The organism is Arthrobacter sp. JUb119 (assembly GCF_024807995.1).
Classification (GTDB): domain Bacteria; phylum Actinomycetota; class Actinomycetes; order Actinomycetales; family Micrococcaceae; genus Glutamicibacter.
In genome coordinates this window covers 169,730-190,829 of record NZ_JANUFE010000002.1, presented here as the reverse complement: position 1 = coordinate 190,829, position 21,100 = coordinate 169,730, and the positions used below count along the sequence as shown (strand labels likewise).

At 63.0% G+C, this 21,100-nt stretch carries 19 protein-coding genes; 5 read left to right on the top strand and 14 right to left on the bottom strand.

Annotated features, from left to right (window positions below; translation table 11 throughout):
- Positions 1 to 8: 8 nt before the first annotated feature.
- From M2368_RS06890 to M2368_RS06865, 6 genes are all read right to left on the bottom strand, one after another.
- On the bottom strand, positions 9 to 1,280 hold the full coding sequence (locus M2368_RS06890; RefSeq protein ID WP_105657431.1) for an ABC transporter permease: 1,272 nt from the start codon (positions 1,278 to 1,280) through the stop codon (positions 9 to 11).
- Positions 1,277 to 2,482, bottom strand: coding sequence for an ABC transporter permease (locus tag M2368_RS06885; protein ID WP_402741650.1), 1,206 nt, complete (start codon positions 2,480 to 2,482; stop codon positions 1,277 to 1,279). Before M2368_RS06885 ends, M2368_RS06890 begins: the two co-directional genes overlap by 4 nt.
- Entirely contained in the window at positions 2,479 to 4,077 is a 1,599-nt protein-coding gene (locus M2368_RS06880; RefSeq protein WP_105657429.1) for an ABC transporter ATP-binding protein, read from the bottom strand. Before M2368_RS06880 ends, M2368_RS06885 begins: the two co-directional genes overlap by 4 nt.
- 141 nt (positions 4,078 to 4,218) lie before the next feature.
- The gene (locus M2368_RS06875) at positions 4,219 to 5,307 is read right to left on the bottom strand and encodes a BMP family lipoprotein (protein WP_105657428.1); all 1,089 of its coding nucleotides are present in this window, start codon (positions 5,305 to 5,307) and stop codon (positions 4,219 to 4,221) included.
- 287 nt (positions 5,308 to 5,594) lie between these two features.
- Positions 5,595 to 6,791: an amidohydrolase gene (locus tag M2368_RS06870; protein WP_105657427.1), complete on the bottom strand. Its 1,197-nt coding sequence runs from the start codon at positions 6,789 to 6,791 to the stop codon at positions 5,595 to 5,597.
- A 146-nt stretch (positions 6,792 to 6,937) separates the two neighbouring features.
- Positions 6,938 to 8,053 carry a mannose-1-phosphate guanylyltransferase gene (locus tag M2368_RS06865; protein ID WP_498724261.1) on the bottom strand — a complete coding sequence of 372 codons (1,116 nt, stop codon included), beginning with the start codon at positions 8,051 to 8,053 and terminating at the stop codon, positions 6,938 to 6,940.
- Positions 8,054 to 8,299: 246 nt separating this feature from the next.
- Between M2368_RS06865 and sdhC the strand changes: the two genes are divergently transcribed.
- The 5 genes from sdhC (at position 8,300) to M2368_RS06840 (ending at position 13,375) form a co-directional block, all read left to right on the top strand.
- On the top strand, positions 8,300 to 8,713 hold the full coding sequence (gene sdhC, locus M2368_RS06860) for a succinate dehydrogenase, cytochrome b556 subunit (protein ID WP_388025151.1): 414 nt from the start codon (positions 8,300 to 8,302) through the stop codon (positions 8,711 to 8,713).
- 3 nt (positions 8,714 to 8,716) lie between these two features.
- Positions 8,717 to 9,160 carry a succinate dehydrogenase hydrophobic membrane anchor subunit gene (locus M2368_RS06855; protein ID WP_105657424.1) on the top strand — a complete coding sequence of 148 codons (444 nt, stop codon included), beginning with the start codon at positions 8,717 to 8,719 and terminating at the stop codon, positions 9,158 to 9,160.
- A gap of 61 nt (positions 9,161 to 9,221) precedes the next feature.
- Positions 9,222 to 11,009 (top strand): succinate dehydrogenase flavoprotein subunit, encoded by a 1,788-nt coding sequence (gene sdhA, locus M2368_RS06850; RefSeq protein ID WP_498724260.1) that lies wholly within the window; start codon positions 9,222 to 9,224, stop codon positions 11,007 to 11,009.
- The gene (locus tag M2368_RS06845; protein WP_105661693.1) at positions 11,009 to 11,791 is read left to right on the top strand and encodes a succinate dehydrogenase iron-sulfur subunit; all 783 of its coding nucleotides are present in this window, start codon (positions 11,009 to 11,011) and stop codon (positions 11,789 to 11,791) included. The genes sdhA and M2368_RS06845 overlap by 1 nt, the downstream gene beginning before the upstream one ends.
- Before the next feature lie 129 nt (positions 11,792 to 11,920).
- Positions 11,921 to 13,375 (top strand): catalase, encoded by a 1,455-nt coding sequence (locus tag M2368_RS06840; protein WP_498724259.1) that lies wholly within the window; start codon positions 11,921 to 11,923, stop codon positions 13,373 to 13,375.
- 60 nt (positions 13,376 to 13,435) lie between these two features.
- On the opposite strand, the gene dctA is transcribed toward M2368_RS06840, so the two are convergent.
- The 8 genes from dctA to M2368_RS06800 form a co-directional block, all read right to left on the bottom strand.
- The gene (gene dctA / locus M2368_RS06835; RefSeq protein WP_498724258.1) at positions 13,436 to 14,857 is read right to left on the bottom strand and encodes a C4-dicarboxylate transporter DctA; all 1,422 of its coding nucleotides are present in this window, start codon (positions 14,855 to 14,857) and stop codon (positions 13,436 to 13,438) included.
- Positions 14,858 to 14,995: 138 nt separating this feature from the next.
- On the bottom strand, positions 14,996 to 16,093 hold the full coding sequence (locus tag M2368_RS06830; RefSeq protein WP_498724257.1) for a tartrate dehydrogenase: 1,098 nt from the start codon (positions 16,091 to 16,093) through the stop codon (positions 14,996 to 14,998).
- A 112-nt stretch (positions 16,094 to 16,205) separates the two neighbouring features.
- Positions 16,206 to 17,132, bottom strand: coding sequence for a LysR family transcriptional regulator (locus M2368_RS06825; protein WP_498724256.1), 927 nt, complete (start codon positions 17,130 to 17,132; stop codon positions 16,206 to 16,208).
- Between the two features lie 107 nt (positions 17,133 to 17,239).
- On the bottom strand, positions 17,240 to 17,752 hold the full coding sequence (locus M2368_RS06820; RefSeq protein ID WP_498724255.1) for a 2'-5' RNA ligase family protein: 513 nt from the start codon (positions 17,750 to 17,752) through the stop codon (positions 17,240 to 17,242).
- Positions 17,752 to 18,768, bottom strand: coding sequence for a tryptophan--tRNA ligase (gene trpS, locus M2368_RS06815; protein ID WP_013348087.1), 1,017 nt, complete (start codon positions 18,766 to 18,768; stop codon positions 17,752 to 17,754). Before trpS ends, M2368_RS06820 begins: the two co-directional genes overlap by 1 nt.
- 8 nt (positions 18,769 to 18,776) lie before the next feature.
- Positions 18,777 to 19,616, bottom strand: a complete 840-nt coding sequence (locus M2368_RS06810; RefSeq protein ID WP_498724254.1) for an exodeoxyribonuclease III — start codon at positions 19,614 to 19,616, stop codon at positions 18,777 to 18,779.
- A 102-nt stretch (positions 19,617 to 19,718) separates the two neighbouring features.
- Positions 19,719 to 20,216, bottom strand: a complete 498-nt coding sequence (locus tag M2368_RS06805) for a hypothetical protein (RefSeq protein WP_013348085.1) — start codon at positions 20,214 to 20,216, stop codon at positions 19,719 to 19,721.
- Between the two features lie 69 nt (positions 20,217 to 20,285).
- Entirely contained in the window at positions 20,286 to 21,068 is a 783-nt protein-coding gene (locus M2368_RS06800; RefSeq protein WP_498724253.1) for a GAP family protein, read from the bottom strand.
- Positions 21,069 to 21,100 lie beyond the last annotated feature (32 nt).

Here is a 21,100-nt window from a genome sequence, read left to right as displayed (position 1 = left end):
GGAAATCGCTATTCCTTCACGTAGGGTTCGCCCGCAGCTGCCGGTCCGCGCGAACGCCCCACCAATCCGGCCACCGCGAAGATGGTCACCAGGTAAGGCATCATGGCCATGAACTGGCTTGGTACCGGGGTGCCGATGATCGTCAGGATCACCTGCAAGTTATCGGCGAAGCCGAAGAGCAGGGCGGCCAGGAAAGCGCCGATCGGGTTCCACCGGCCGAAGATGACTGCGGCCAGCGCGATGAAGCCGCGGCCGCCGGAGATTTCCTTGGTGAAGGAGTCGATGGCCACCAGGGTGAAGAAGGAACCGCCGATGCCGGCCACGATGCCGCCGAGGGTGACATTCCAGAAGCGGATCGCGTTGACCTTGATGCCCAGGGTATCGGCTGCCTTCGGATGCTCGCCCACGGCGCGCACGCGCAGGCCCCACTTGGTCTTGAACAGGCCGAACCAGACCAGGAAGACGGCCAGGTACATCAGGTAGCCGATCACCGACTGCTTGAACAGGATCGGGCCAATGACCGGGATCGAGGAGAGCAGCGGGATTTCAATGACCGGCAGGTGCGCTGGCGAGTTGAAGCGCTCCGGGTCCTCCTGCATCACGGTGGTGAACAGGAAGCCGGTGATGCCCGAAACCAGCACGTTCAGGACCACGCCGACGATGATCTGGTTGACCACGTACTTGATGGAGAAGACCGCCAGGACCAGCGAGACCATGGCGCCGGCCAGGCCGGCGGCAACCAGGCCCGCGAAGGCGCTCTGGGTCAGTGAGGCGACCAGTGCCGCGGTGAAAGCACCGCCCAGCAGCTGGCCCTCGATGGCGATGTTGACCACGCCGGCACGCTCGCACAGCACGCCCGAAAGCGAACCGAAGACCAGCGGCACGGCCAGCACCACGCCACCGGCCAGCAGGCTGGCCAGCGAAATGCTGTTGATGTTGGCGCCGGAAACCACCCAGATCAGGAAGCCCAGCACGAACAGGACCGCCGCGATGGCGACCATCCAGGTGGCCAGGATCCTGCCCTGCTTGCGCTGCATCCACGCGTAGGCGGCAATGGCCAGCAGCAGCACGCCGAACACGATGTTGGTGATGCGGCCCGGGAAGACCAGTTCGGGCAGCTCGAAGGCGTCGCCGGCGCTGTTCAGCGTGAAGTGGGCGGCTTGGTCGTTGCCCAGCAGGCCGAAGCTGAAGAAGACGATCACTGCGATCACCGAGAGGATGATCGGGGTCTTCTTGCTCGGCAGGACGTTGATTGCCGGCTGCAAGGTGGAAGAGGTCACTTGGCACCTGCCTTAGTAGGTTCGAGCTTGGAGCTGCGCTTCTTCTTGCGGTTCATGCCGAAGATGGCCTTGACCAGCGGCGGAGCGGCAATGAACAGCACGATCAGCGACTGCACCACCGAAACGATGTCGATCGGGGTGCCGGTGGTGATCTGCATGTTCACCGCACCGGCCTGGAACGCGCCGAAGAGCAGGCCGGCGAAGAAGGTGCCCCACGGGGTGGAGCGGCCCAGCAACGCCACGGTGATCGCGTCGAAGCCCAGCGAGCCGGCGATGCCGCCGGTGAGCACCTTTTCGGTGCCTGCCACCTGTGCCACGCCTGCGGCACCGGCCAAGGCGCCAGCCAGCGCCATCGCAATGATGGTGGTGCGGGCCACGTTGATGCCGGCGGTCTGCGCGGCTTCCGGGTTGTGGCCCACGGCGCGGAATTCGAAGCCCACGGTGGAGCGCTTGAACATCCAGGACACGGCCAGCACCAGCAGCACCGCCATCACGAAGCCCAGGTGCAAACGCGAACCGGGGATCGCCGGGAATATGGCCGAGCTGTCCAGGATCGGCGAGATCGGGTTGGTCTCGCCGGGACGGCGGAACCCCTGGGTGTTCATCAGGAAGTCGATCAGGTACACGGCCACGTAGTTGAACATGATCGTGAGGATCACTTCGTGGGCGCCGGTCTTGGCCTTGAGCAGGCCGACCAGGCCGCCCCAGATCGCGCCGCCGAGCAGGCCGAAGACGATCACCAGCAGCAGGTGCAGGCCGAGGGGCAGGTGCCAGGCGAAGCCGATGTAGGCGGCCAGCACCGAGCCGATGATGATCTGGCCCTGGGCACCGATGTTGAACAGGCCGGCGCGGAATGCCACGGCCACGCCCAAGCCGGCGCAGATCAGCGGGGTGGAGACGGTCAGGGTCTCCAGGAACGGCTTGAACCCCTGCGAGGAGTTGTAGATCGAGCCGTTGAACAGCGCCACATAGCTTTCGGTGGCCGCACGCCAGAATTCGCCGAAGAAGGCCGAAGGCTGGGCGAAGAGGTAGCCGGCCGTTTCGCCCACCTTCTCATCGGTGACCGCAATCAGCAGGCCGCCGATGACCAGTGCGACGATGACGCCGAGGACCGAGACCAGGCCTGGTCCCTGGGTGATTTGGCGCAAGAGGTCATTGCCCGGCTTGCCGGAGCCGGGAACCACAGGTGCTTTCTCGCTCACTGCGCTTCTCCTTCCTGGTTGTCATGCTCGCTAGCTGGCTGGGCTTCAACCGGCTCGTTCTCCGCCTTCGCGAATTCGGCCTGGGCCAGGGCTTCTTCCTGCGAAACGCCGGCCATCATCAAGCCCAGCACCTCGCGGGAGGTGTCGCCCGGCACGATGCCGTTGATTCTGCCCTTGTAGAGCACGGCGATGCGGTCGGCCAATTCCATGACCTCGTCCAGCTCGGTGGAAACGATCATCACCGGGGTGCCCTTGTCTCGCTCGGCCACGATGCGGCGGTGCAGGAACTCGATGGATCCCACATCCACGCCGCGGGTCGGCTGCGAAGCGATGAACAGCTTCAAATCGCGGCTCAGCTCGCGGGCCATCACGACCTTCTGCTGGTTGCCGCCCGAGAGGCTGGAGGCAGGGTTCAGCGGATTATCGGTACGCACGTCGAAGCCCTGGATCTGCTGCGCGGCGTTCTTCTTGATCGCCTCCAGGTTCATCGAGATGCCCTTGCCGAAGGGCGGGCGGTCGTAGAGGTCCAGCACCAGGTTCTCCTCGATGGAGAACTGGGTGACCAGGCCGTGCACCGACCGGTCTTCGGGAACGAAGCCGAGGCCCGAGCGCAGGATCTGCTTGACCGACTTGCCAACCAGCTCTTGGCCGGCGAGCTTGACCGAGCCGCCCGTCACCGGCTGGGTGCCCAGGATCGCTTCGGTCAGTTCGGTCTGGCCGTTGCCCTGCACGCCGGCGATCGCCAGGATCTCGCCTGCATGGATATCCAAGGTGACCGAGTCCAGCGTGGTGGTGCCCGCCGGGTCGACGACCGTCAGGTCCTTGACCTGCAGTACCGCCTGCCCGGGAGTGGCTGCGGCCTTGTTCAGGTTCAGTTCCACGGCGCGGCCGACCATGAGGTTGGCCAGCTCGGTGGTGGAGGATTCCGGGGAGACCGAATCGATGACCTGGCCGCGGCGGATCACGGTGATCACATCGGACACGGCACGCACTTCGCGCAGCTTGTGCGAGATGAAGACGATGGAGGTGCCGTTGGCCTTGAGCTGGCGCATGATGTCCAGCAGCTCGTCGGTTTCCTGCGGGGTCAGCACCGCGGTCGGCTCATCGAGGATCAGGATCTTGGCCTCGCGCACCAGGGCCTTGATGATCTCGACACGCTGCTGCACGCCAACGGGCAGGTCTTCGACGACCGCGTCCGGGTCCACGTCGAAGCCGTAGCGGTCGGAGATCTCGCGGATCTTCTTGCGGGTGACCTGCAGGTCAAGCACGCCGCCAGCCTTGGTGGTTTCTGCGCCGAGGGCAATATTCTCTGCCACGGTGAAGACCGGGACCAGCATGAAGTGCTGGTGCACCATGCCGATGCCCGAGGCCATGGCGTCGCCCGGTCCGGAGAACTCGACGGGCTTCCCGTCCAGCAAAATTTGGCCCTCGGTCGGCTGGTACAGCCCGTAGAGCACGTTCATAAGCGTGGACTTTCCAGCACCGTTTTCGCCGAGCAGACAGTGAATCTGGGCGTCATCGACCGTCAGGTCGATATCTTTGTTGGCGTAGAAAGAACCGAAGGCTTTCGAGATTCCTCGTAGTTCGAGTTTCACGATTCCACCATCTTCATTGTTCGTTTGGCGAGGTTCTTGCTTGCAGGTTGTTTTGGCCCTTAGGCAGGCATAAAGCGCGTCACCTGCCCACCGCTGTATTGCGGCGAGCGGTGACGCGCTCCATGGCTGGTTTGCCTAGACCTACTTGGGGCTGGAGGCCGATTCGATCTCCAGCTCACCGGAGATGATCTGCTGCTTCAGGGCATCGATCTCCTTCTTGGTGTCTTCGCCGATTTCCTCATCGAAGTTGTGGAACGGTGCCAGTGCAACGCCCTCGTTCTCCAAGGTGCCCACGTACGGGGTCGAGTCGAACTTGCCCTCGGCATCGGTGCGGATGACATCTTCGACTGCGGTGTCCATGGTCTTCACGACCGAGGTCAGCATGACGTCCTTGTAGTCGGGAGCGGTCAGGAAGCCGTCGGAGTCGACCCACACGAGCTTGGCTTCCTTGCCGCCGTCGTTGGCCTCGACCACTGCAGCGCCAGCGCCCTTGCCCACTGGGCCGGCGACAGGCATGACAACGTCAGCGCCGGAAGCGATGAAGTTCTTGGTGATCTGCTTGCCCTTATCCTGCTTCTCGAAGTCGCCGGAGAAGGTGCCGTCCTGCTTCTTCTTGTCCCAGCCCAGCAGCTTGACGTCCTTGCCCTTGTCTTCGTTGAACTTGGCCACGCCGTCAGCGAAGCCGTCCATGAAGATGGTGACGGTAGGGATCTTGATGCCGCCAAAGGTGGCAACGGTGCCGGTCTTCGAAGCGGCAGCTGCTGCGTAGCCTGCCAGGTAGGCAGCCTGGGCCGTGTCGTAGATGATCGGCTTGACGTTTTCGATCGGCTTCTCGTACTGGAAGTCGACGATGGCGAAGTTCTTGTCCGGGTTGGCCGCGGCAGCCTCAGCGGTTGCGTCGCCCAGCAGGAAGCCGATGGTGACGGTCAGGTCGCAGCCTGCGTTGACCATGCCGTTGAGGTTGGTCGCGAAGTCGGCGTTCGACTTGGATTCTGCATCCTTGGTCTGGATGCCCAGGTCCTTCTCGGCGTTTTTCAAGCCGCGGAAGGAAGATTCGTTGAAGGACTGGTCGTCGAATCCACCGGAGTCGGACACGATGCAGCCAACGTAGTCCGGGAACTGGCCAGCCGAGCTGGTCTCTTCCGGTGCAGCGCCGCAGGCGCTCAAAGCTAATGCCGAGATGCCGAGCATGGCTGCAGCCATACCGGTCTTGCGCGATACGAAGCGCATCTGTTCCTCCAAAGAATCTTGCGAGATAATGCGGGAGGCAAGACACCTGACCCTCGTGCAAGGCTCCATTGCCTAGGCCTTACTCGAGAACACCAAAAGTCATAGCATTCCCATCGTTTCCATAGCCTATCGGAGATATGTCACAGGTAAAGACGATAAAGATTACAAACAGATAACTTACGGGCCGCAAAACGGCAAGCGCTTAACGCCAACGCCCAAGTCACTGACCGAATTGTTAAAGCGTCAAAGAAATGTTAAAAACTTTCGGGTTTGATGTGGCCAACGCCCTATTTGGCGTTCGCCTCGCGCACAGCCTGCATGGCGGCGGCCGCCATGATGCGAACCCCCACGCCAATGCACGATTCGTCCGGGATATAGTCCCCGCGGTGCAGGTCATAGGTTTTGCCGCCCGGGGTGCGGGTTCCCAGCCGCAGCATCGCACCGGAAACCTTCTGCGTCATCCACGCGAAGTCCTCCCCGCCCATGGACTGCGGAGTCAGCTCGATGGCCTCGGCCCCGAACTCGCGGCGCGCGGCGTCCTCGATCAATGCGGTCTCCGCCGGAGCGTTGACCACAGGAGGCACTCCACGGGTGTGCTGCAGCTTGATTTCCACTCCGTAGGGAGCGGCGATCTGGCGCACGGCCTGGTCCAGCAGCTCACCGGCCTCGTACCAGACATCGCCGTCCAGGCAGCGCATGGTGCCGGCCAGGTATCCGGTGGCGGGGATCGCGTTCGGCACGCTGCCGGCATGGATCTGGCCCCAGACCACCGAGACGGCCGAGCGCACATCGACCTTGCGTCCGAGCACGGCCGGGACCTGGGTGGCGATCTGGCTCATCGCGAAAACGATGTCTTCGGTCAGGTGCGGGCGCGAGGTGTGCCCGCCCCGGCCGTTGACCTCGATGCGGATGGTGTCGCTGGCCGAGGTGATCGCACCGATGCGGGTGCCGATATGCCCGGCGTCGATCCGCGGGTCGCAATGCAGCGCGAGCACCCGCGGCACGCCATCGAGCAAGCCCTGCTCGATCACCGACAGCGCCCCGCCGGGAAGCTTCTCCTCGGCGGGCTGGAAGATCACCCGCACGCAGCCATCGAGCTTGCCGGCGGCATGGATCCTGCCCAGGGCCAAAGCCACGCCGATCATCACGGTGGTGTGGATGTCGTGGCCACAGGCGTGCGCCACGCCCTGGGTCATCGAGGCGAAGTCCAGGTTGGTTTCCTCCACCACCGGCAGCGCGTCGATGTCGGCACGGAAGGCGATGCGGATGGGCCCTTCGCCAATGTCCACGAAGGCGCCGGTGTCGGCCATTTTCTGCGGCGCCAGCCCGGCAGCACGCAGGGTTTCGAGAATCCGCTCGGTGGTTTGGTGCTCAGCAAAGGACAGCTCCGGGTTGCGATGCAGTTCCCTGCGGAAGCCGATCAGCTGGTCGATCAGCGGCTCGGTGAAGTCGCTGACGGAAGCCGGATTGCCATTTTCATTCACGGTGGACACCTTTTGAAGATACTCGGCACGGTGCAGAAAATGACAGTTTTCCGTAATGTTCGGGCGCATTGCGCAACATCAGGCAAGGGAAACGGGGCGCGCCGACCTATTGCCGGCCAGCTCGCCCCGTTCGCAATCCTGCTGTGCTAGAGCACCTCGGTAGCACCGTCGGCCTTCAAGGCCTCCACGGTCTGCTTGACCTTCTGCGCATGCTCCTTGGTGGTCACCAGCAACGCGTCGGCGGTATCCACCACGACCACATCCTCGATCCCGACCAGGGCCACCACGCGCGGGCGGTCCGAATAGACCACGCCGGTAGCGCTGTCGGCATACACGCGCACCGACTCGCCGCCCAGGTTGATGATGCCCTCCTCGGCACTGGCCTTGTTCAAGCGGCCGATCGCGGCGAAGTCGCCCACGTCGTCCCAGTTGAAAACGCCCGGGATCACCGCGACATCGCCGGCCGCGGCGGCCGGCTCGGCCACCGCATAGTCAATGGCGATCTTCGGCAGATCGGCCCAGACTTCGCGCATCACGGTTTCGCGCTGATCGGTCTCCCAGGCATCGGCGATCTTCATCAGGCCCGTGTACAGCGCCGGCTCATTGGCTTCCAGGTGCTTGAGCATCAGGCTCACCGGCGCGACGAACATGCCGGCATTCCACAGGAACCCGCCCGAGGCCAGGTACTTGCGGGCGGTGTCCTCATCGGGCTTCTCCACGAACTGCACCACGCCGCGCGCCGACGGCGCATTGGGCACCTGGAGCGGTTCGCCGGTCTGGATGTAGCCGAAACCGGTGGAAGGGTGCGTCGGGTGGATGCCGATGGTCACGATCTTGCCGGTCGCAGCGGTGTGGATCGCTTCGCTCAGCGCGGCCTGGAACACCTCAACCGGCTCGATGACCTGGTCCGCGGCGAAGGAGCCCATGATGATGCTCGGGTCGCGGCGGTACAGGATCGCGGCGGCCAGGCCGATGGCGGCGGCCGAGTCGCGCGGCTCCGGCTCGAGCACCAGGTCCTCGTCGCATAGCTCGGGCAACTGGGATACCACGGCCCCGCGGTGCGCACGCCCGGTGACCACCATGATCCGTTCGCCGGCCAGCGGGACCAGGCGGTCATAGGTGGCGCGGATCAGCGTGGATCCGGATCCGGTCAGATCGTGCAAAAACTTCGGAGCGGAAGCCCTGGAGAGGGGCCACAATCGGGTGCCGACGCCGCCGGCGGGGATCACGCCGTGGAATCGGGCTAATAGGTCTGCATTCACGCCTTCCAGACTAATTCATTCGGTGGATAATCCTGTCCATTGAAACCTGTGCAACAGATTAAATACGAAAACATCGCATGAGGTATTACGGGCGGGATTTCGGCCTTTTAGCGCATAATTACCCCTTTTCGGTGAACATGCTCACAGGAACGAGACACGAAATAGATTGGAGCTAGCCAAGTGGTTTAGACTCGCACAAGGAACGCTCGCACAAGTGCGTCAAATCTCATTGTGTGCAATATACACATGCGCCGTTGCGAGCCTTGGAGGTTTAGTTCAGTGTCGAAGACTTCGTCAGGCACCCTATACCGCGGCCATGAAGGCATGTGGTCCTGGGTGGGACACCGAGTCACCGGTGTCGTTATTTTTCTTTATCTGCTGGTGCACGTGCTCGATACGGCCATGGTCCGTGTCGATGCCGGCGCCTACGACGCAATCATTAGCACCTACCAGACCCCGTGGATGGCACTTGGTGAAACCGGTCTGGTTGCAGCAATCCTCTTCCACGCATTCAACGGTCTGCGCTTGATCCTGGTCGACTTCTGGAAGCAGGGTACCAAGTACCAGCGCCAGTTGCTCTGGGGCGTATTGATCCTCTGGGTCATCGTCTTTGCGGGCTTCGCCATCCGTCACCTGTCGATCGCATTTGGGAGCCACTAAGCCATGAGCGTTTCTATTCCTGCTCCTCGCAGCCAGCGCATTGATCCAAAGTACAAGCGCGGACCAAAGTCCCGCGGAAGCTTCGAAATGCTGGCATGGCTGTTCATGCGCCTCTCCGGCGTCGTGCTGATCGTCCTGATCTTCGGACACCTGATCTCCAACCTGATGGTCGGCGAAGGCATCTCCGGCATCAGCTTCGGCTTCGTGGCCGGCAAGTGGGCCTCGCCGCTGTGGCAGTTCTGGGATCTGGCCATGCTGTGGCTGGCCATGCTGCACGGCACCAACGGCGTGCGCACCATCATCAACGACTACGCAGAGAAGCACGCTACCCGTGCATGGCTCAAGGGCATCCTGTACGTCGCCACGATCTTCATCATCGTGCTTGGTTCCCTGGTGATCTTCACCTTCGATCCATGCGTAGCCGGCAGCACCCTGCCGCAGTGCTAATTGGAACTCCCCTAGTTCCAGCCAATAGCCACACAGATTTTTAGAAAAGAGAGCATCAAGAATGCAGGTACATATGTACGACGTTGTTATCGTCGGTGCCGGTGGTGCAGGCATGCGTGCAGCGATCGAATCCGGTCAGCGCGCACGCACCGCAGTGCTAACCAAGCTTTACCCAACCCGCTCGCACACCGGTGCGGCCCAGGGCGGCATGTGCGCAGCACTTGCCAACGTCGAGGAAGACAACTGGGAGTGGCACACGTTCGACACCATCAAGGGTGGCGACTACCTGGTTGACCAGGACGCAGCCGAGGTCATGGCCAAGGAAGCCATCGACGCCGTGCTGGACCTGGAGAAGATGGGCCTCCCATTCAACCGAACCCCAGAGGGCAAGATCGACCAGCGCCGCTTCGGCGGCCACACCCGCGACCACGGCAAAGCCGCCGTGCGACGCGCATGCTACGCAGCTGACCGCACGGGCCACATGATCCTGCAGACCCTGTACCAAAACTGCGTCAAGCACAACGTCGAGTTCTACAACGAGTACTACGTGCTCGACCTGCTGATGGTCGAAGAAGACGCCTACCGCGAGGACGGCACCGCCTACAAGCAGAAGCGCGTTGCCGGCGTCGTCTCCTACGACCTGGCTACCGGCGAACTGCACGTCTTCCAGGCCAAGTCGGTCATCTTCGCTTCGGGCGGCGCCGGCAAGGTCTTCAAGACCACCTCCAACGCGCACACCCTGACCGGTGACGGCATGGGCATCGCCTTCCGCTCGGGCCTGCCGCTGGAGGACATGGAGTTCTTCCAGTTCCACCCAACGGGCCTTGCCGGACTGGGCATCCTGCTCACCGAGGGTGCACGTGGCGAAGGCGCGATCCTGCGCAACTCGGATGGCGAGCGCTTCATGGAACGCTATGCGCCGACCATCAAGGACCTCGCACCACGTGACATCGTGGCCCGCGCGATGGCCAACGAAGTCCGCGAAGGCCGCGGTTGCGGCCCGAACAAGGACTACGTGCTGCTGGATCTGACCCACTTGGAACCAGAGCACATCGAATCCAAGCTGCCGGACATCACCGAGTTCGCCCGCACCTACCTGGGTGTCGAGCCATTCACCGATCCGGTGCCTGTCTACCCCACTGCGCACTACGCAATGGGTGGCGTTCCAACCAACATCAACACCGAAGTGCTGCAGGACAATGACACCGTCATTCCTGGCCTGTTCGCTGCCGGCGAGGTTGCTTGCGTATCGGTCCACGGCTCGAACCGCCTGGGCACCAACTCGCTGCTGGACATCAACGTGTTCGGCAAGCGCGCCGGCGTTGCCGCTGCCGAGTACTCCAAGACCGCCGACTTCGTCGAGTTGCCGGAGAACCCGGAAGCATTCGTCACCGCGCAGATCGACGGCGTGCTGACCGGCAACGGCACCGAGCGCGTCTCGGACCTGCGCTCGATCCTGCAGGAGACCATGGACGCCAACGTCCAGGTATTCCGCGACGAGCGTTCGCTGAAGGAAGCGCGCGACGTGATCGAGGATCTGCGCCTGCGCTACAAGAACATCAGCATCCAGGACAAGGGCAAGCGCTTCAACCTGGATCTGCTCGAAGCCATCGAGCTGGGCTTCCTGCTCGACTTGGCCGAGGTCATCACCGTTGCTGCATTGCACCGCAAGGAATCCCGCGGCGGCCACTACCGCGAGGACTTCCCAGACCGCGACGATGAGAACTTCATGAAGCACTCGATGTCCTACCGTGACGCAGAAGCCGTCACCGAGGACATCAAGGGCATCCGCATGGAGACCAAGCCAGTGGTCTTTACCCGTTACCAGCCAATGGAGCGTAAGTACTAATGAGCACCGAACTGCCAGAACCACCGTCAAAGATCGACCTGAAGCCAGGCGTTGGCGGCGGCGGAGAGATCCCGAGCTTCGACATCACCCTGCGCGTTCGCCGCTACCTGCCAGAGGCTACTGCGGACGCATACTGGGAAGATTTCAAGCTGACCATGTACGGCACCGACCGCGTGCTGGACGCCCTGCACAAGGTCAAGTGGGAGCAGGACGGCTCGCTGTCGTTCCGCCGCTCCTGCGCCCACGGCGTGTGCGGTTCCGATGCCATGCGCATCAACGGCCGCAACCGCCTGGCCTGCAAGACCCTGCTCAAGGACCTGGACACCTCCAAGCCGATCACCGTTGAAGCCATCAAGGGCCTGCCCCTTGAAAAGGACCTCATCGTCGACATGGAACCGTTCTTCCAGTCCTACCGCGAGATCATGCCATTCCTGATCTCCAAGGGCCACGAGCCAACCAAGGAACGCTACCAGTCCGCCGAGGATCGCGAGATCTTCGACGACACCACCAAGTGCATCCTGTGCGCTGCTTGCACCAGCTCCTGCCCGGTGTTCTGGACCGATGGCCAGTACTTCGGCCCCGCCGCGATCGTCAACGCCCACCGCTTCATCTTCGACTCGCGCGATGATGCAGGCGACATGCGCCTGGAGATCCTGAACGACAAGGAAGGCGTGTGGCGCTGCCGCACCACCTTCAACTGCACCGAAGCATGCCCACGCGGCATCCAGGTGACCAAGGCTATCGCCGAGGTCAAGCAGGCAATTCTGGCGCGCACCGTCTAAGGACGCGCTAAGGGCCCGAACCAGTGATGGTTCGGGCCCTTTTTGTATCCCTTCAACTCCCCCGCTATGCGTGGCATGATGGGCAGTACTCGCCCTTTTCCCAATGCACCACATAGCTGAGGAGCAAACATGGCCAGTGAAGATCCCACCTCGACAACCCAAGCAGGAATCCCGGCAGCCAGCGATCGCAACTCGCTGACCGTGGGCGCCAACGGCCCCATCGTGCTGCACGACCATCATCTGGTCGAGACCCTGCAGCATTTCAACCGGATGAATGTTCCCGAGCGCCGCCCGCATGCCAAGGGTTCCGGAGCCTTCGGCGAATTCGAAACCACCGAGGACGTATCCCGGTACACCAAGGCGGCCCTGTTCCAGCCTGGCGTGAAAACCGAAACGCTGATGCGTTTCTCCACCGTTGCCGGCGAGCTCGGCTCTCCCGACACCTGGCGCGATGTGCGCGGCTTCTCGATGAAGTTCTACACTTCCGAAGGCAATTTCGATCTGGTCGGGAACAACACGCCGGTGTTCTTCGTGCGCGACCCGATGAAGTTCCCGCACTTCATCCGCTCCCAGAAGCGGCTGCCCGATTCGGGGCTGCGCGATGGAACCATGCAGTGGGACTTCTGGACGCAGAATCCGGAATCCGCCCACCAGGTCACCTACATCATGGGCCAGCGCGGCCTGCCCAAGACCTGGCGCGAAATGAACGGCTACGGCTCGCACACCTACATGTGGGTCAATGCTGCCGGAGAGAAATTCTGGGTCAAGTACCATTTCCTGAACAAGCAGTCCGAGAAGTTCGAGACCATGCGCGGGGCGCAGGCCGAGGCACTGGCCGGATCCGACGCCGACTTCCACCGTCGCGACCTGTTCGAAGCCATCAAGGCCGGAAATTTTCCCCAGTGGGACCTGTACGTGCAGATCATGCCCTACGAGGAAGCCAAGACCTACCGGTTCAACCCCTTCGACCTGACCAAGGTCTGGTCCAAGAAGGACTATCCGCGCATCAAGGTCGGCACCATGACGCTGAACCGGAACCCGGAGAACTTCTTCGCGCAAATCGAGCAGGCCGCATTCTCCCCCGGGAACATGGTCCCGGGCATGGGGATGAGTCCGGACAAGATGCTGCTGGGACGCAATTTCGCGTACGCGGACGCGCAACGTTATCGCATCGGCACCAACTTCCAGCAGCTGCCGGTGAACAAGCCCAAGTGCCCGGTGAACTCGTATAACTTCGAGGGGAGCATGACCTACGATCACACCGGTGATCGCAGCGTCTACGCGCCGAACTCCTTCGGGGATTCATGGAGCGATGAAACCGGTCCGGCGGAGAACTCCTTCGAGTCCGACGGCGAGCTGGTCCGCGAGGCCTACACGCTGCGCAAGGACGACGGGGACTTCGTCCAGCCCGGCATCCTGGTCCGCGAGGTGATGGACGACGCCCAGCGCGCCGAACTGGTGGACACCGTCACCGGGGCGCTGGATGGCGTCATCGAGCCGGTGCTGTCCAACGCGATCGAGTACTGGAAGAACATCGACGCGGACACCGGAGCGAAGATCGAAGCGAACGTGCGCGCGAAGTAGCCCGCCAACGCAGCAGGTCCCCGCCAGAACTTTCGCGGGGACCTGCTGTGCCCTTGGGTGCTAGCGCGCTACGCCGCTGAGCTCAGCCGCCGAGGCATCGACCGGGTTGTCCTGCGTGCCGTCGTCTTCCGCAGCCACGTTCGCTTGCTTGCCCTCCGGGGAATCTTGCGACCCCTGCTGCGCGGGGACTTCTTCGCCGTTGAACACCTTGCGTACTCGTTCGATGTCAAGGGACTTGTCCCACCAGGCGATGAACAAGGTGGCGACGGCATTGCCGCAGAAGTTCACCAGGGCGCGGCATTCGGACATGAACTTGTCAATGCCGAAGATCAGCATGATGCCGGCCGCCGGGATGGTTCCCAAGGTGCTCAAGGTTGCGGTCAGTGCGATGAATCCGCCTCCGGCAACACCCGCCGCACCCTTCGAGGTCAGCAGCATGACGGCAAGCATGCCGATCTGCTGGCCCACAGTCAGGTCGGTATTCGTGGCCTGGGCGATGTACACGGACGCCAGCGAGAGGTAGATGGCAGCGCCATCGAGGTTGAAGCTGTATCCGGTCGGCACCACCAGCCCCACGGTCTCCTTCTTCACCCCAGCATGCTCGAGCTTCTTCATCAGCCCGGGGAGCGCCGGCTCCGCCGTGGACGTGCCCAGGATCAGCAGCAGCTCCTCGCGAAAGTGCTTGAGCATCTTGAAGATGTTCAGCCCCAGGAACGCCATGATTCCACCGAGGAAGAAGACCACGAAGATGATCGAGGTGCCGTAGAACAGCAGGATCAGCCAGCCCAGGCTGGAAAGCGTTTCCACCCCGTATTTGCCCACGGCGAAGGCCATGGCGCCGAAAGCGCCCAGCGGTGCCGCCTTCATGATGAAATTCAGCACCTTGAAGATCACCGTAGTCAGCCGCTGCACCAGATCCAGCACCGGGCCGCCGATCTTGCCCACGGCATTGATCGCGATGCCGAACACCACCGCCATGAAGATGATCTGCAGGATGTCGCCTTCGACGAATGGCGATGCCACTGAGCCGGGAATGATGTGGGTCAGGAACTCCCACCATTGCTGGTTCTCGCCCTTGTCGATGAGTTCCGCGGCCTGGCCGGTGGTTTCGAGCTTGCTGGCGTCCGCGTTCACACCATCGCCCAGGCGGAAGATGTTGATCGCTACCAGTCCCAGCAGCATGGCGCAGATCGTGCCGATCTGGAAGTAGCCCAGCGCCTTGAGCCCGGTGGCTCCGACCTTTTTCAGGTCGGCAACGCTGGCGATGCCCCCGACGATGGTCAGGAAGACGATCGGTCCGATCAGCATCTTCATCGCTTCCACGAATGTGGTGCCGATCGGTTGCATGGACTGGCCGGTTTCCGGTGCCAGCCAGCCAAGGATAATGCCGGCGACAATGGCGATCAGGACCCAGAAGTACAGCTGCCGGTACAGTGGCCGGCGAGCCGGCTGGATGCTTTCGCTCTGCATGGTCTTGCCCATGATTCCTACCTCAGTGTTGGAATAAGCCTTGCTCCGTGGATCTCAGCGTGCGCGGGAGCGGGGCTTGGAAAAATTCAGGGAGCCGCGATGCAATATTCGCGGCCTGGTGGCGCGCCCCGGATGGGGCGCGCGTTGGACCTAGACAGCGGCCAGAGTGCTGCTCAGTGCTGCCACGATGGCGTCGGTGACGGTCTCGGTATCCGCAGTTCCGCCGATGTCGCGGGTCAGCTGTCCGGCCGCGGTGGCTGCTTCGATAGCCCCCTCGACCTGGCGGGCTTCGGCTTCCAGCCCGAAGTGCTCCAGCATCAGCGCGGCGCTGGCGATCGCGCCGATCGGATTGCAGATCCCCTGCCCGGCGATGTCCGGGGCCGTACCGTGCACCGGCTCGAACATGGACGGGAAGCGGCGTTCGGGGTTCAGGTTGGCGCTGGCGGCCAGCCCCAGGCTGCCGGCCAGGGCGGAGCCCAGATCCGAGAGGATGTCGGCGTTCAGGTTCGAGGCGACAACCACGGACAGGTCCTCGGGATTGAGGATGAACTTGGCGCTCATCGCGTCAACCAGCACGCTTTCGGTGCGCACATCCGGGAATTCCTGCGCTACGCGCTCGAAGGTCTCGTCCCACAGCACCATGCCGTACTGCTGCGCATTGGACTTGGTGACCGAGGAGACCTTCTTCACCGTGCGGGTGCGGGCCAGCTCGAAAGCGAAGCGGATGATCCGCTCGCAGCCCTTCTCGCTGAACAGCGCCGTCTGCAGCGCGATCTCATTGCCCGGCCCGCGCCCCGAAAGGTTGCGTCCGCCCAGCCCGGCATATTCGCCTTCGCTGTTCTCGCGCACGACGATCCAATCCAGCTCGGTGTCATCGGCCTTGCGCAGCGGCGAAGTGACCCCGGGAAGGAACTTGACCGGGCGGATATTGGCCCACTGGTCGAAGTTCTGCGTAATGTTCAGGCGCAAGCCCCAGAGGCTGACATGGTCTGGAACGTTCTCCCAGCCGACCGCGCCGAAGTAGATCGAGTCGAAGTCTTTCAGCGTTTCCAAGCCGTCTGGTGCCATCATGACCCCGTGCTTGGCGTAGTACTCGCAGCCCCAGTCGAACTCGGTCCAGTCGAAGGCGAACTTGCCGTTGGATTGCGCGGCGACAGCTTCCAGCACCGTGCGGCCGGCGGCGACCACTTCCTTTCCGACACCGTCTGCGGGAATGGAAGCGATCTTGAATACTCGGGTCTGGCCCATGGTTTCCTCCTTGGTCTAAGTGGTCCGCATCACGTGCGAACTTGGTTTCCATTAGACCGGGACCTAGGCATCGCGTCTAAGACCGAATATGCATACGCCGAATAGGGTTACCCTATAGTTGCTGGCCAGATTGGGTTTCTGAATACTCCTGGGCGAGCCGGAGGAAGGACTGGGCCGCGGGAGTCAGGTTCTCCTGCCGGCTGATGATCGCCACATGCAGCTGCGTGACCGGCTCCAGCAGGGCCACCCGCAGCCCGGAACGGCGCGCCAGCGGGGCCCAGGAAATCGGCAGGATGGCATGCCCGACTCCGGCGAGCACCAGCGGGAGAATCGAGGTGCGGTGGGCGACTTCGGCGACGATGCGCAGGTCCACGCCGCGGGCTACCAGGTCGTCCACCACTGAGCGCATGAGCGAGCCGCGCTGCGAGATGATGATGCTCTCGCCGTCGAGGTCGCAGCCCTGAAGCGTTTCGCCCGGCCCGAAGTGATCTGCCAGCGGATTGATGATCAGCACCAGCGGCTGGCGCTCCAGTTGCACTACGTCCACCCCGGGGGCGGCAATCGGCTGCTCCGCGCCGAGCAGGCCGATCTCGCTGCTCCCGGAGCGCACCGAGCTGACCACCTCGTCAACGGTGAAGGCGGCGGCAGTGCTGACGGAAATTTGCGGATGCTGCTGGGTGTACCGGGAGATCAGGGTGGTCAGCGGCTCGATGGCCGGTGACGGCATGGCCGCCAGCTCCAGCCGGCCGCGGTGGACCCCCTTGAGCTCCGCCATCGCCGAACGCGCAGCGTCCAGGTCCCGGACTACCAGCCGGGCCGGGCCCAGCAGCTCCTTGCCCGCTTCGCTGAGCACAACCCGGCGGCCAACCCGGTGGAACAGCGGCAAGCCGATCTCCTGCTCGAGGCTCTTGATCGTCTGCGACAGCGAAGGCTGCGCGATGAGCAGGTGCTCGGCGGCGCGGCTGAACCCCTCGTGGTCGGCGACCGCCAGGAAATACCTCAATTGCCGGACGTCCATATCCTGCCTTTCCGGCGCCATGGCTGCGTCGCGGCGCCTTCCACCATTATGTGAGCAGGAGCACCCGAATGCCGATTCGTGTGTCGTCGCGGGCAGAAACGTGCTGCCCTGCGGCAGCACGGGGTGCGCTATGAACCGAGCGCGATGTCCTCGCTGAAGTTCCACTCCCCGCCGCGGGTATCGAACAGCTGGATGCGGTCGGCGGTGAAGGACAGCTGCGCGTCGCCCAGCGCCGCCTGCGCGGCGTCCAGTTGCCGCGCAGGCACGTTCTGGGCGATAGTCAGGTGCGGATGGTAGGCGAAAGCTGATTCGTGCCTCAGTGCGTCGCCGAGCAGCGCACGGTGCAGCTGCCAGCATTCATCGGCGCCGGTTTCAAGCGGCAGGAAAACCACGTCACTGGCTGGTCGGAAGGTTCGAGCCGGACCCAGCTGGATGCTGAAGGGCTCCACCGTGGCTGCCACCCGGCGCACCTGGGCCGCCGCCTTCTCCCAGGAATTCAGGTACGATCCGGACACCAGGGTGATATGCGGGGCAATTGGCCCGGTGGCCTCTCCCCCGTATTCCTGGCGCCACGCGCGCAGGGTCTCCCGGTGCGGCTGCGGCACCGGGATCACTACGCCCAGGGTGTACTCGAAAGCCATCAGATTCCCAGCGGTGGCAGGAAGCCGACCTTCTGGTAGACATCGGCAACGGTCTTCGATGCGACCTCGCGCGCCTTGGTCGCTCCAACCAGCAGCAGGCGATCCAGCTCGGCGGGATCATCCAGCAGTTCCAAGGTGCGGGTACGGATCGGGGTCAGGCGCTCCACGACAGCTTCTGCCACAGCCACCTTCAAATGCCCGTACATCTTGCCCTCGAATTCGTTGACCAGCTCCGGAACATGCTTGCCGGTCACGGCGGCCAGGATATCCAGCAGGTTCGAAACCCCTGGCTTCTCAGCCTTGTCGTAGGCCACGACGGACCCGGCATCGGTCACGGCGGACTTGATGCGCTTGGCGATCAGCTTCGGCTCGTCGAGCACGTTGATCAGGCCAGCCGGGGACTCGGCGGACTTGGACATCTTGGAGGTCGGGTTCTGCAGGTCGTAGATGCGCGCGCCCTCCTTCGGGATGAACGCCTCCGGAACGGTGAAGGTCTGCCCAAAACGGTGGTTGAAGCGCTTGGCCAGGTCGCGGGCCAGCTCCACGTGCTGGCGCTGGTCATCGCCCACTGGAACGCCTTCCGGCTGGTAGAGCAGGATGTCTGCAGCCATCAGGACGGGGTAGGTGAACAACCCGACGCTGGCGGCATCCGCGCCGCCCTTGGAGGATTTGTCCTTGAACTGGGTCATGCGGCTGGCTTCGCCAAAACCGGTGATGCAGTTGAAGACCCACGCCAGCTGAGCGTGCTCGGGAACCTGCGACTGGACGAACAGGGTGGACTTGTCCAGGTCGATGCCGCCGGCGATGAACTGCGCGGCGGTCTTGCGGGTGCGGGCGCGCAGCTCGGCCGGGTCCTGCGGCGTGGTAATCGCGTGCATATCCGGGATGAAGAAGAATGCTTCGTGGTCATCCTGGGTCTTGACCCAGTTGACCAATGCGCCCAGATAGTTGCCCAGGTGCAGGGAGTCGCCCGAAGGCTGCATTCCTGAAAGTACGCGGGGACGGGTTGTTTCCATGGTTTTCCTTAGAACTGGTAGTCGGCGACCAGCGGTGCATGGTCGGAGAAGCGCAAATCGTAGGCCGAGGCACGGTCTACGTGGGACTTGATGGCTTTGGCGGCTAGTGCCGGGGTGGCCATGTGGTAGTCGATACGCCAACCGGCATCGTTGTCGAAGGCCTGTCCGCGGAAGGACCACCAGGTGTACGGTCCCTGCACGTCGCCGGCCAGCTCGCGAGCCACATCCTTGTAGCCGATCTGAGGGCCGAAGAAGCCGTCGAAGTAGGCGATTTCCTCGTCCATGACGCCGGCGCGCTTGTTATGGTTCGGCTTCCAGTTCTTGATGTCCTTCTGCGTGTGCACGACGTTGAGGTCGCCCACCACCAGCACGTGGTCCTTCTCGCTCTTCAGTTCGACCAGACGCACGTTCATGCGCTGCAGGAAGCGGTACTTGTCCTCCTGCTTCTGGGTGCCCAGCTCGCCGGAGTGGACGTAGGCGGAGACGACGGTGAAGATCTCGCCGTTGATGTCGAAATCGGCTTCGACCCAGCGGCCGGATTCGGCGAAGTAGTCCTCGCCGATGTGCTCGCGCACGGCTACCGGCTCGGTCCGCGAGAGGACGGCGACCCCTGCGCGGCCCTTGTCCTTGGCCTCGGCATGCAGAATATGCCAACCCTCGCCAATCAGGTCGCGCAGGATCTTATCCGGTGCGCGTACTTCCTGCAGGCACAGGATGTCCACGTCACGGGCGGCGATCCAGTCCGCCATGTTGCGCTTGTAGGCCGCGCGAATGCCGTTGACGTTGACCGACGCCACGCGCAGTGCGCCGGCGTCCTTGTTGAGAATTTCCACACTGGTAGGTATCACTGTTCCAGCTTACAAAATTAAGCGTTCGATTACGCGCTGATCTGGCCTGCGCCCAAACACGGGCAACGAAAAAGGGCAACGCTTTCGCGTTGCCCTGGCCAGTTAGTCGATGATTTCGCCATCCATCGGCTTGGCCGGCTTGATCATGTCCCGCGCATTCGTCGCGGTCATCTGTATTGTCTCCAGCGCCCGGTCGATCATGCCCTCGTAGTCCTCGCCCTTCGCCTCGCGCTGCTCGGCAATCACGCGGGCCTGGACCTGGACGATCTTGAACGAGTGGTCCAGCTTCATGTCGCGCTGGCTGGTGGACTCGTCAACCACCACGGTGCCTGGCTGGGCGCGCGGGGTAGCCGCCGCTGTGGCTTCGCGCAGCGAGTTGTTGATCTTGTCCGCGCCTCGCTTGAGGCCGAACATCATGAATGCGGCCAGCAGCAGCCAACCGGCGGAGATGACGACAACGAACCAGCCGACGATCTCATTGGAGTTGGCAGCGAATACCACTGCCACCAGAAGGACGATGACCATGACGGACATTGCCAAAGTTGATGCGTTCAGGGTGACTTTTCTGCCCTGCTTCGCGCTGCTGCCTAGAGGTTCCATGCCGTCAATTCTCGCATCATTACCCCGCTTCAAGCCAATTGGAACCGTGCCCTTTCGCCCACAGCGTGGCTAGCTGAGCAAGCTGTGCAGATCCTGCCCGGAAAGGCATGCGCGAATCAGCAGGTATCCACCGATGCCCACCACCCAGCCAAGGGTTTCCTGGGCGTAGGCCGAGGCTTTGGCCCCCATCTTCTGCATCCAGGCTTCGATGCGCGGGCCGGCGAGCGCACGGGCGCCAACCAGCACCAACGCCGGGACGATCATCACCAGGCAGTAGCCGATCAGCGCAAGCAGCTGCAAACCGGTGCCCCAGCCGGCGCCCTGCATGACGCCTACGGCGGCCAGGTAGGGAAGCATCGTGGGAAGTTCCAAGAGGCCGGCGAACAGGGCCAGGGCAATCAGCCCGGTGCGGGTATCCAGCGCAGTTCCCAAACGGCTGCGCAAGCGCCGCGGCACCTGGCCGGTTGCGTCCGCCGGGCTCGGTGCCGGTCCTTCAAGTGCCGCGCCGCTATGCGCGATGGCTTTCTTCCGTGCGCTGGCTTCCTTCTGCGCATCGGTGCGGTAGGTGAGCGCCCAGATGATCATCAGCGCCCCGACCGCCATTCCGGCCAGCCGGAAGAACCGGTGCTGGAAGATGCCGGGATCGATGAGCAGCAACCCGCTGCGCAGCAGCACCCCGACGATCCAGTAGAATCCGGCGATCACCAGCAGGTAGGCCAGTACCTTGGCAATGGCTTCGCGGCGCCCCCTGAGCAGCAGCCACAGCGGAATGACCAGGGTGCCGATGCTGGTCGAGTCGATTAGCGCCAGGATGAGAAGGGATAGTTCGGGATTGCTCGTCATGATGTCCATGGCTTCCACTGTTCCGCGGCCTGCCGATTCGC

Coding starts and splice junctions, on each gene's coding strand:
- M2368_RS06830 (WP_498724257.1), bottom strand. CDS start 16,093: ATGGGCCAGACCCGAGTATTCAAGATCGCTTCCATTCCCGCAGACGGT.
- trpS (WP_013348087.1), bottom strand. CDS start 18,768: ATGGAAACAACCCGTCCCCGCGTACTTTCAGGAATGCAGCCTTCGGGC.
- sdhC (WP_388025151.1), top strand. CDS start 8,300: ATGCGCCGTTGCGAGCCTTGGAGGTTTAGTTCAGTGTCGAAGACTTCG.
- M2368_RS06840 (WP_498724259.1), top strand. CDS start 11,921: ATGGCCAGTGAAGATCCCACCTCGACAACCCAAGCAGGAATCCCGGCA.
- M2368_RS06825 (WP_498724256.1), bottom strand. CDS start 17,132: ATGGCGCCGGAAAGGCAGGATATGGACGTCCGGCAATTGAGGTATTTC.
- M2368_RS06800 (WP_498724253.1), bottom strand. CDS start 21,068: ATGGACATCATGACGAGCAATCCCGAACTATCCCTTCTCATCCTGGCG.
- M2368_RS06805 (WP_013348085.1), bottom strand. CDS start 20,216: ATGGAACCTCTAGGCAGCAGCGCGAAGCAGGGCAGAAAAGTCACCCTG.
- M2368_RS06875 (WP_105657428.1), bottom strand. CDS start 5,307: ATGCGCTTCGTATCGCGCAAGACCGGTATGGCTGCAGCCATGCTCGGC.
- M2368_RS06845 (WP_105661693.1), top strand. CDS start 11,009: ATGAGCACCGAACTGCCAGAACCACCGTCAAAGATCGACCTGAAGCCA.
- sdhA (WP_498724260.1), top strand. CDS start 9,222: ATGCAGGTACATATGTACGACGTTGTTATCGTCGGTGCCGGTGGTGCA.
- M2368_RS06820 (WP_498724255.1), bottom strand. CDS start 17,752: ATGGCTTTCGAGTACACCCTGGGCGTAGTGATCCCGGTGCCGCAGCCG.
- M2368_RS06855 (WP_105657424.1), top strand. CDS start 8,717: ATGAGCGTTTCTATTCCTGCTCCTCGCAGCCAGCGCATTGATCCAAAG.
- dctA (WP_498724258.1), bottom strand. CDS start 14,857: ATGGGCAAGACCATGCAGAGCGAAAGCATCCAGCCGGCTCGCCGGCCA.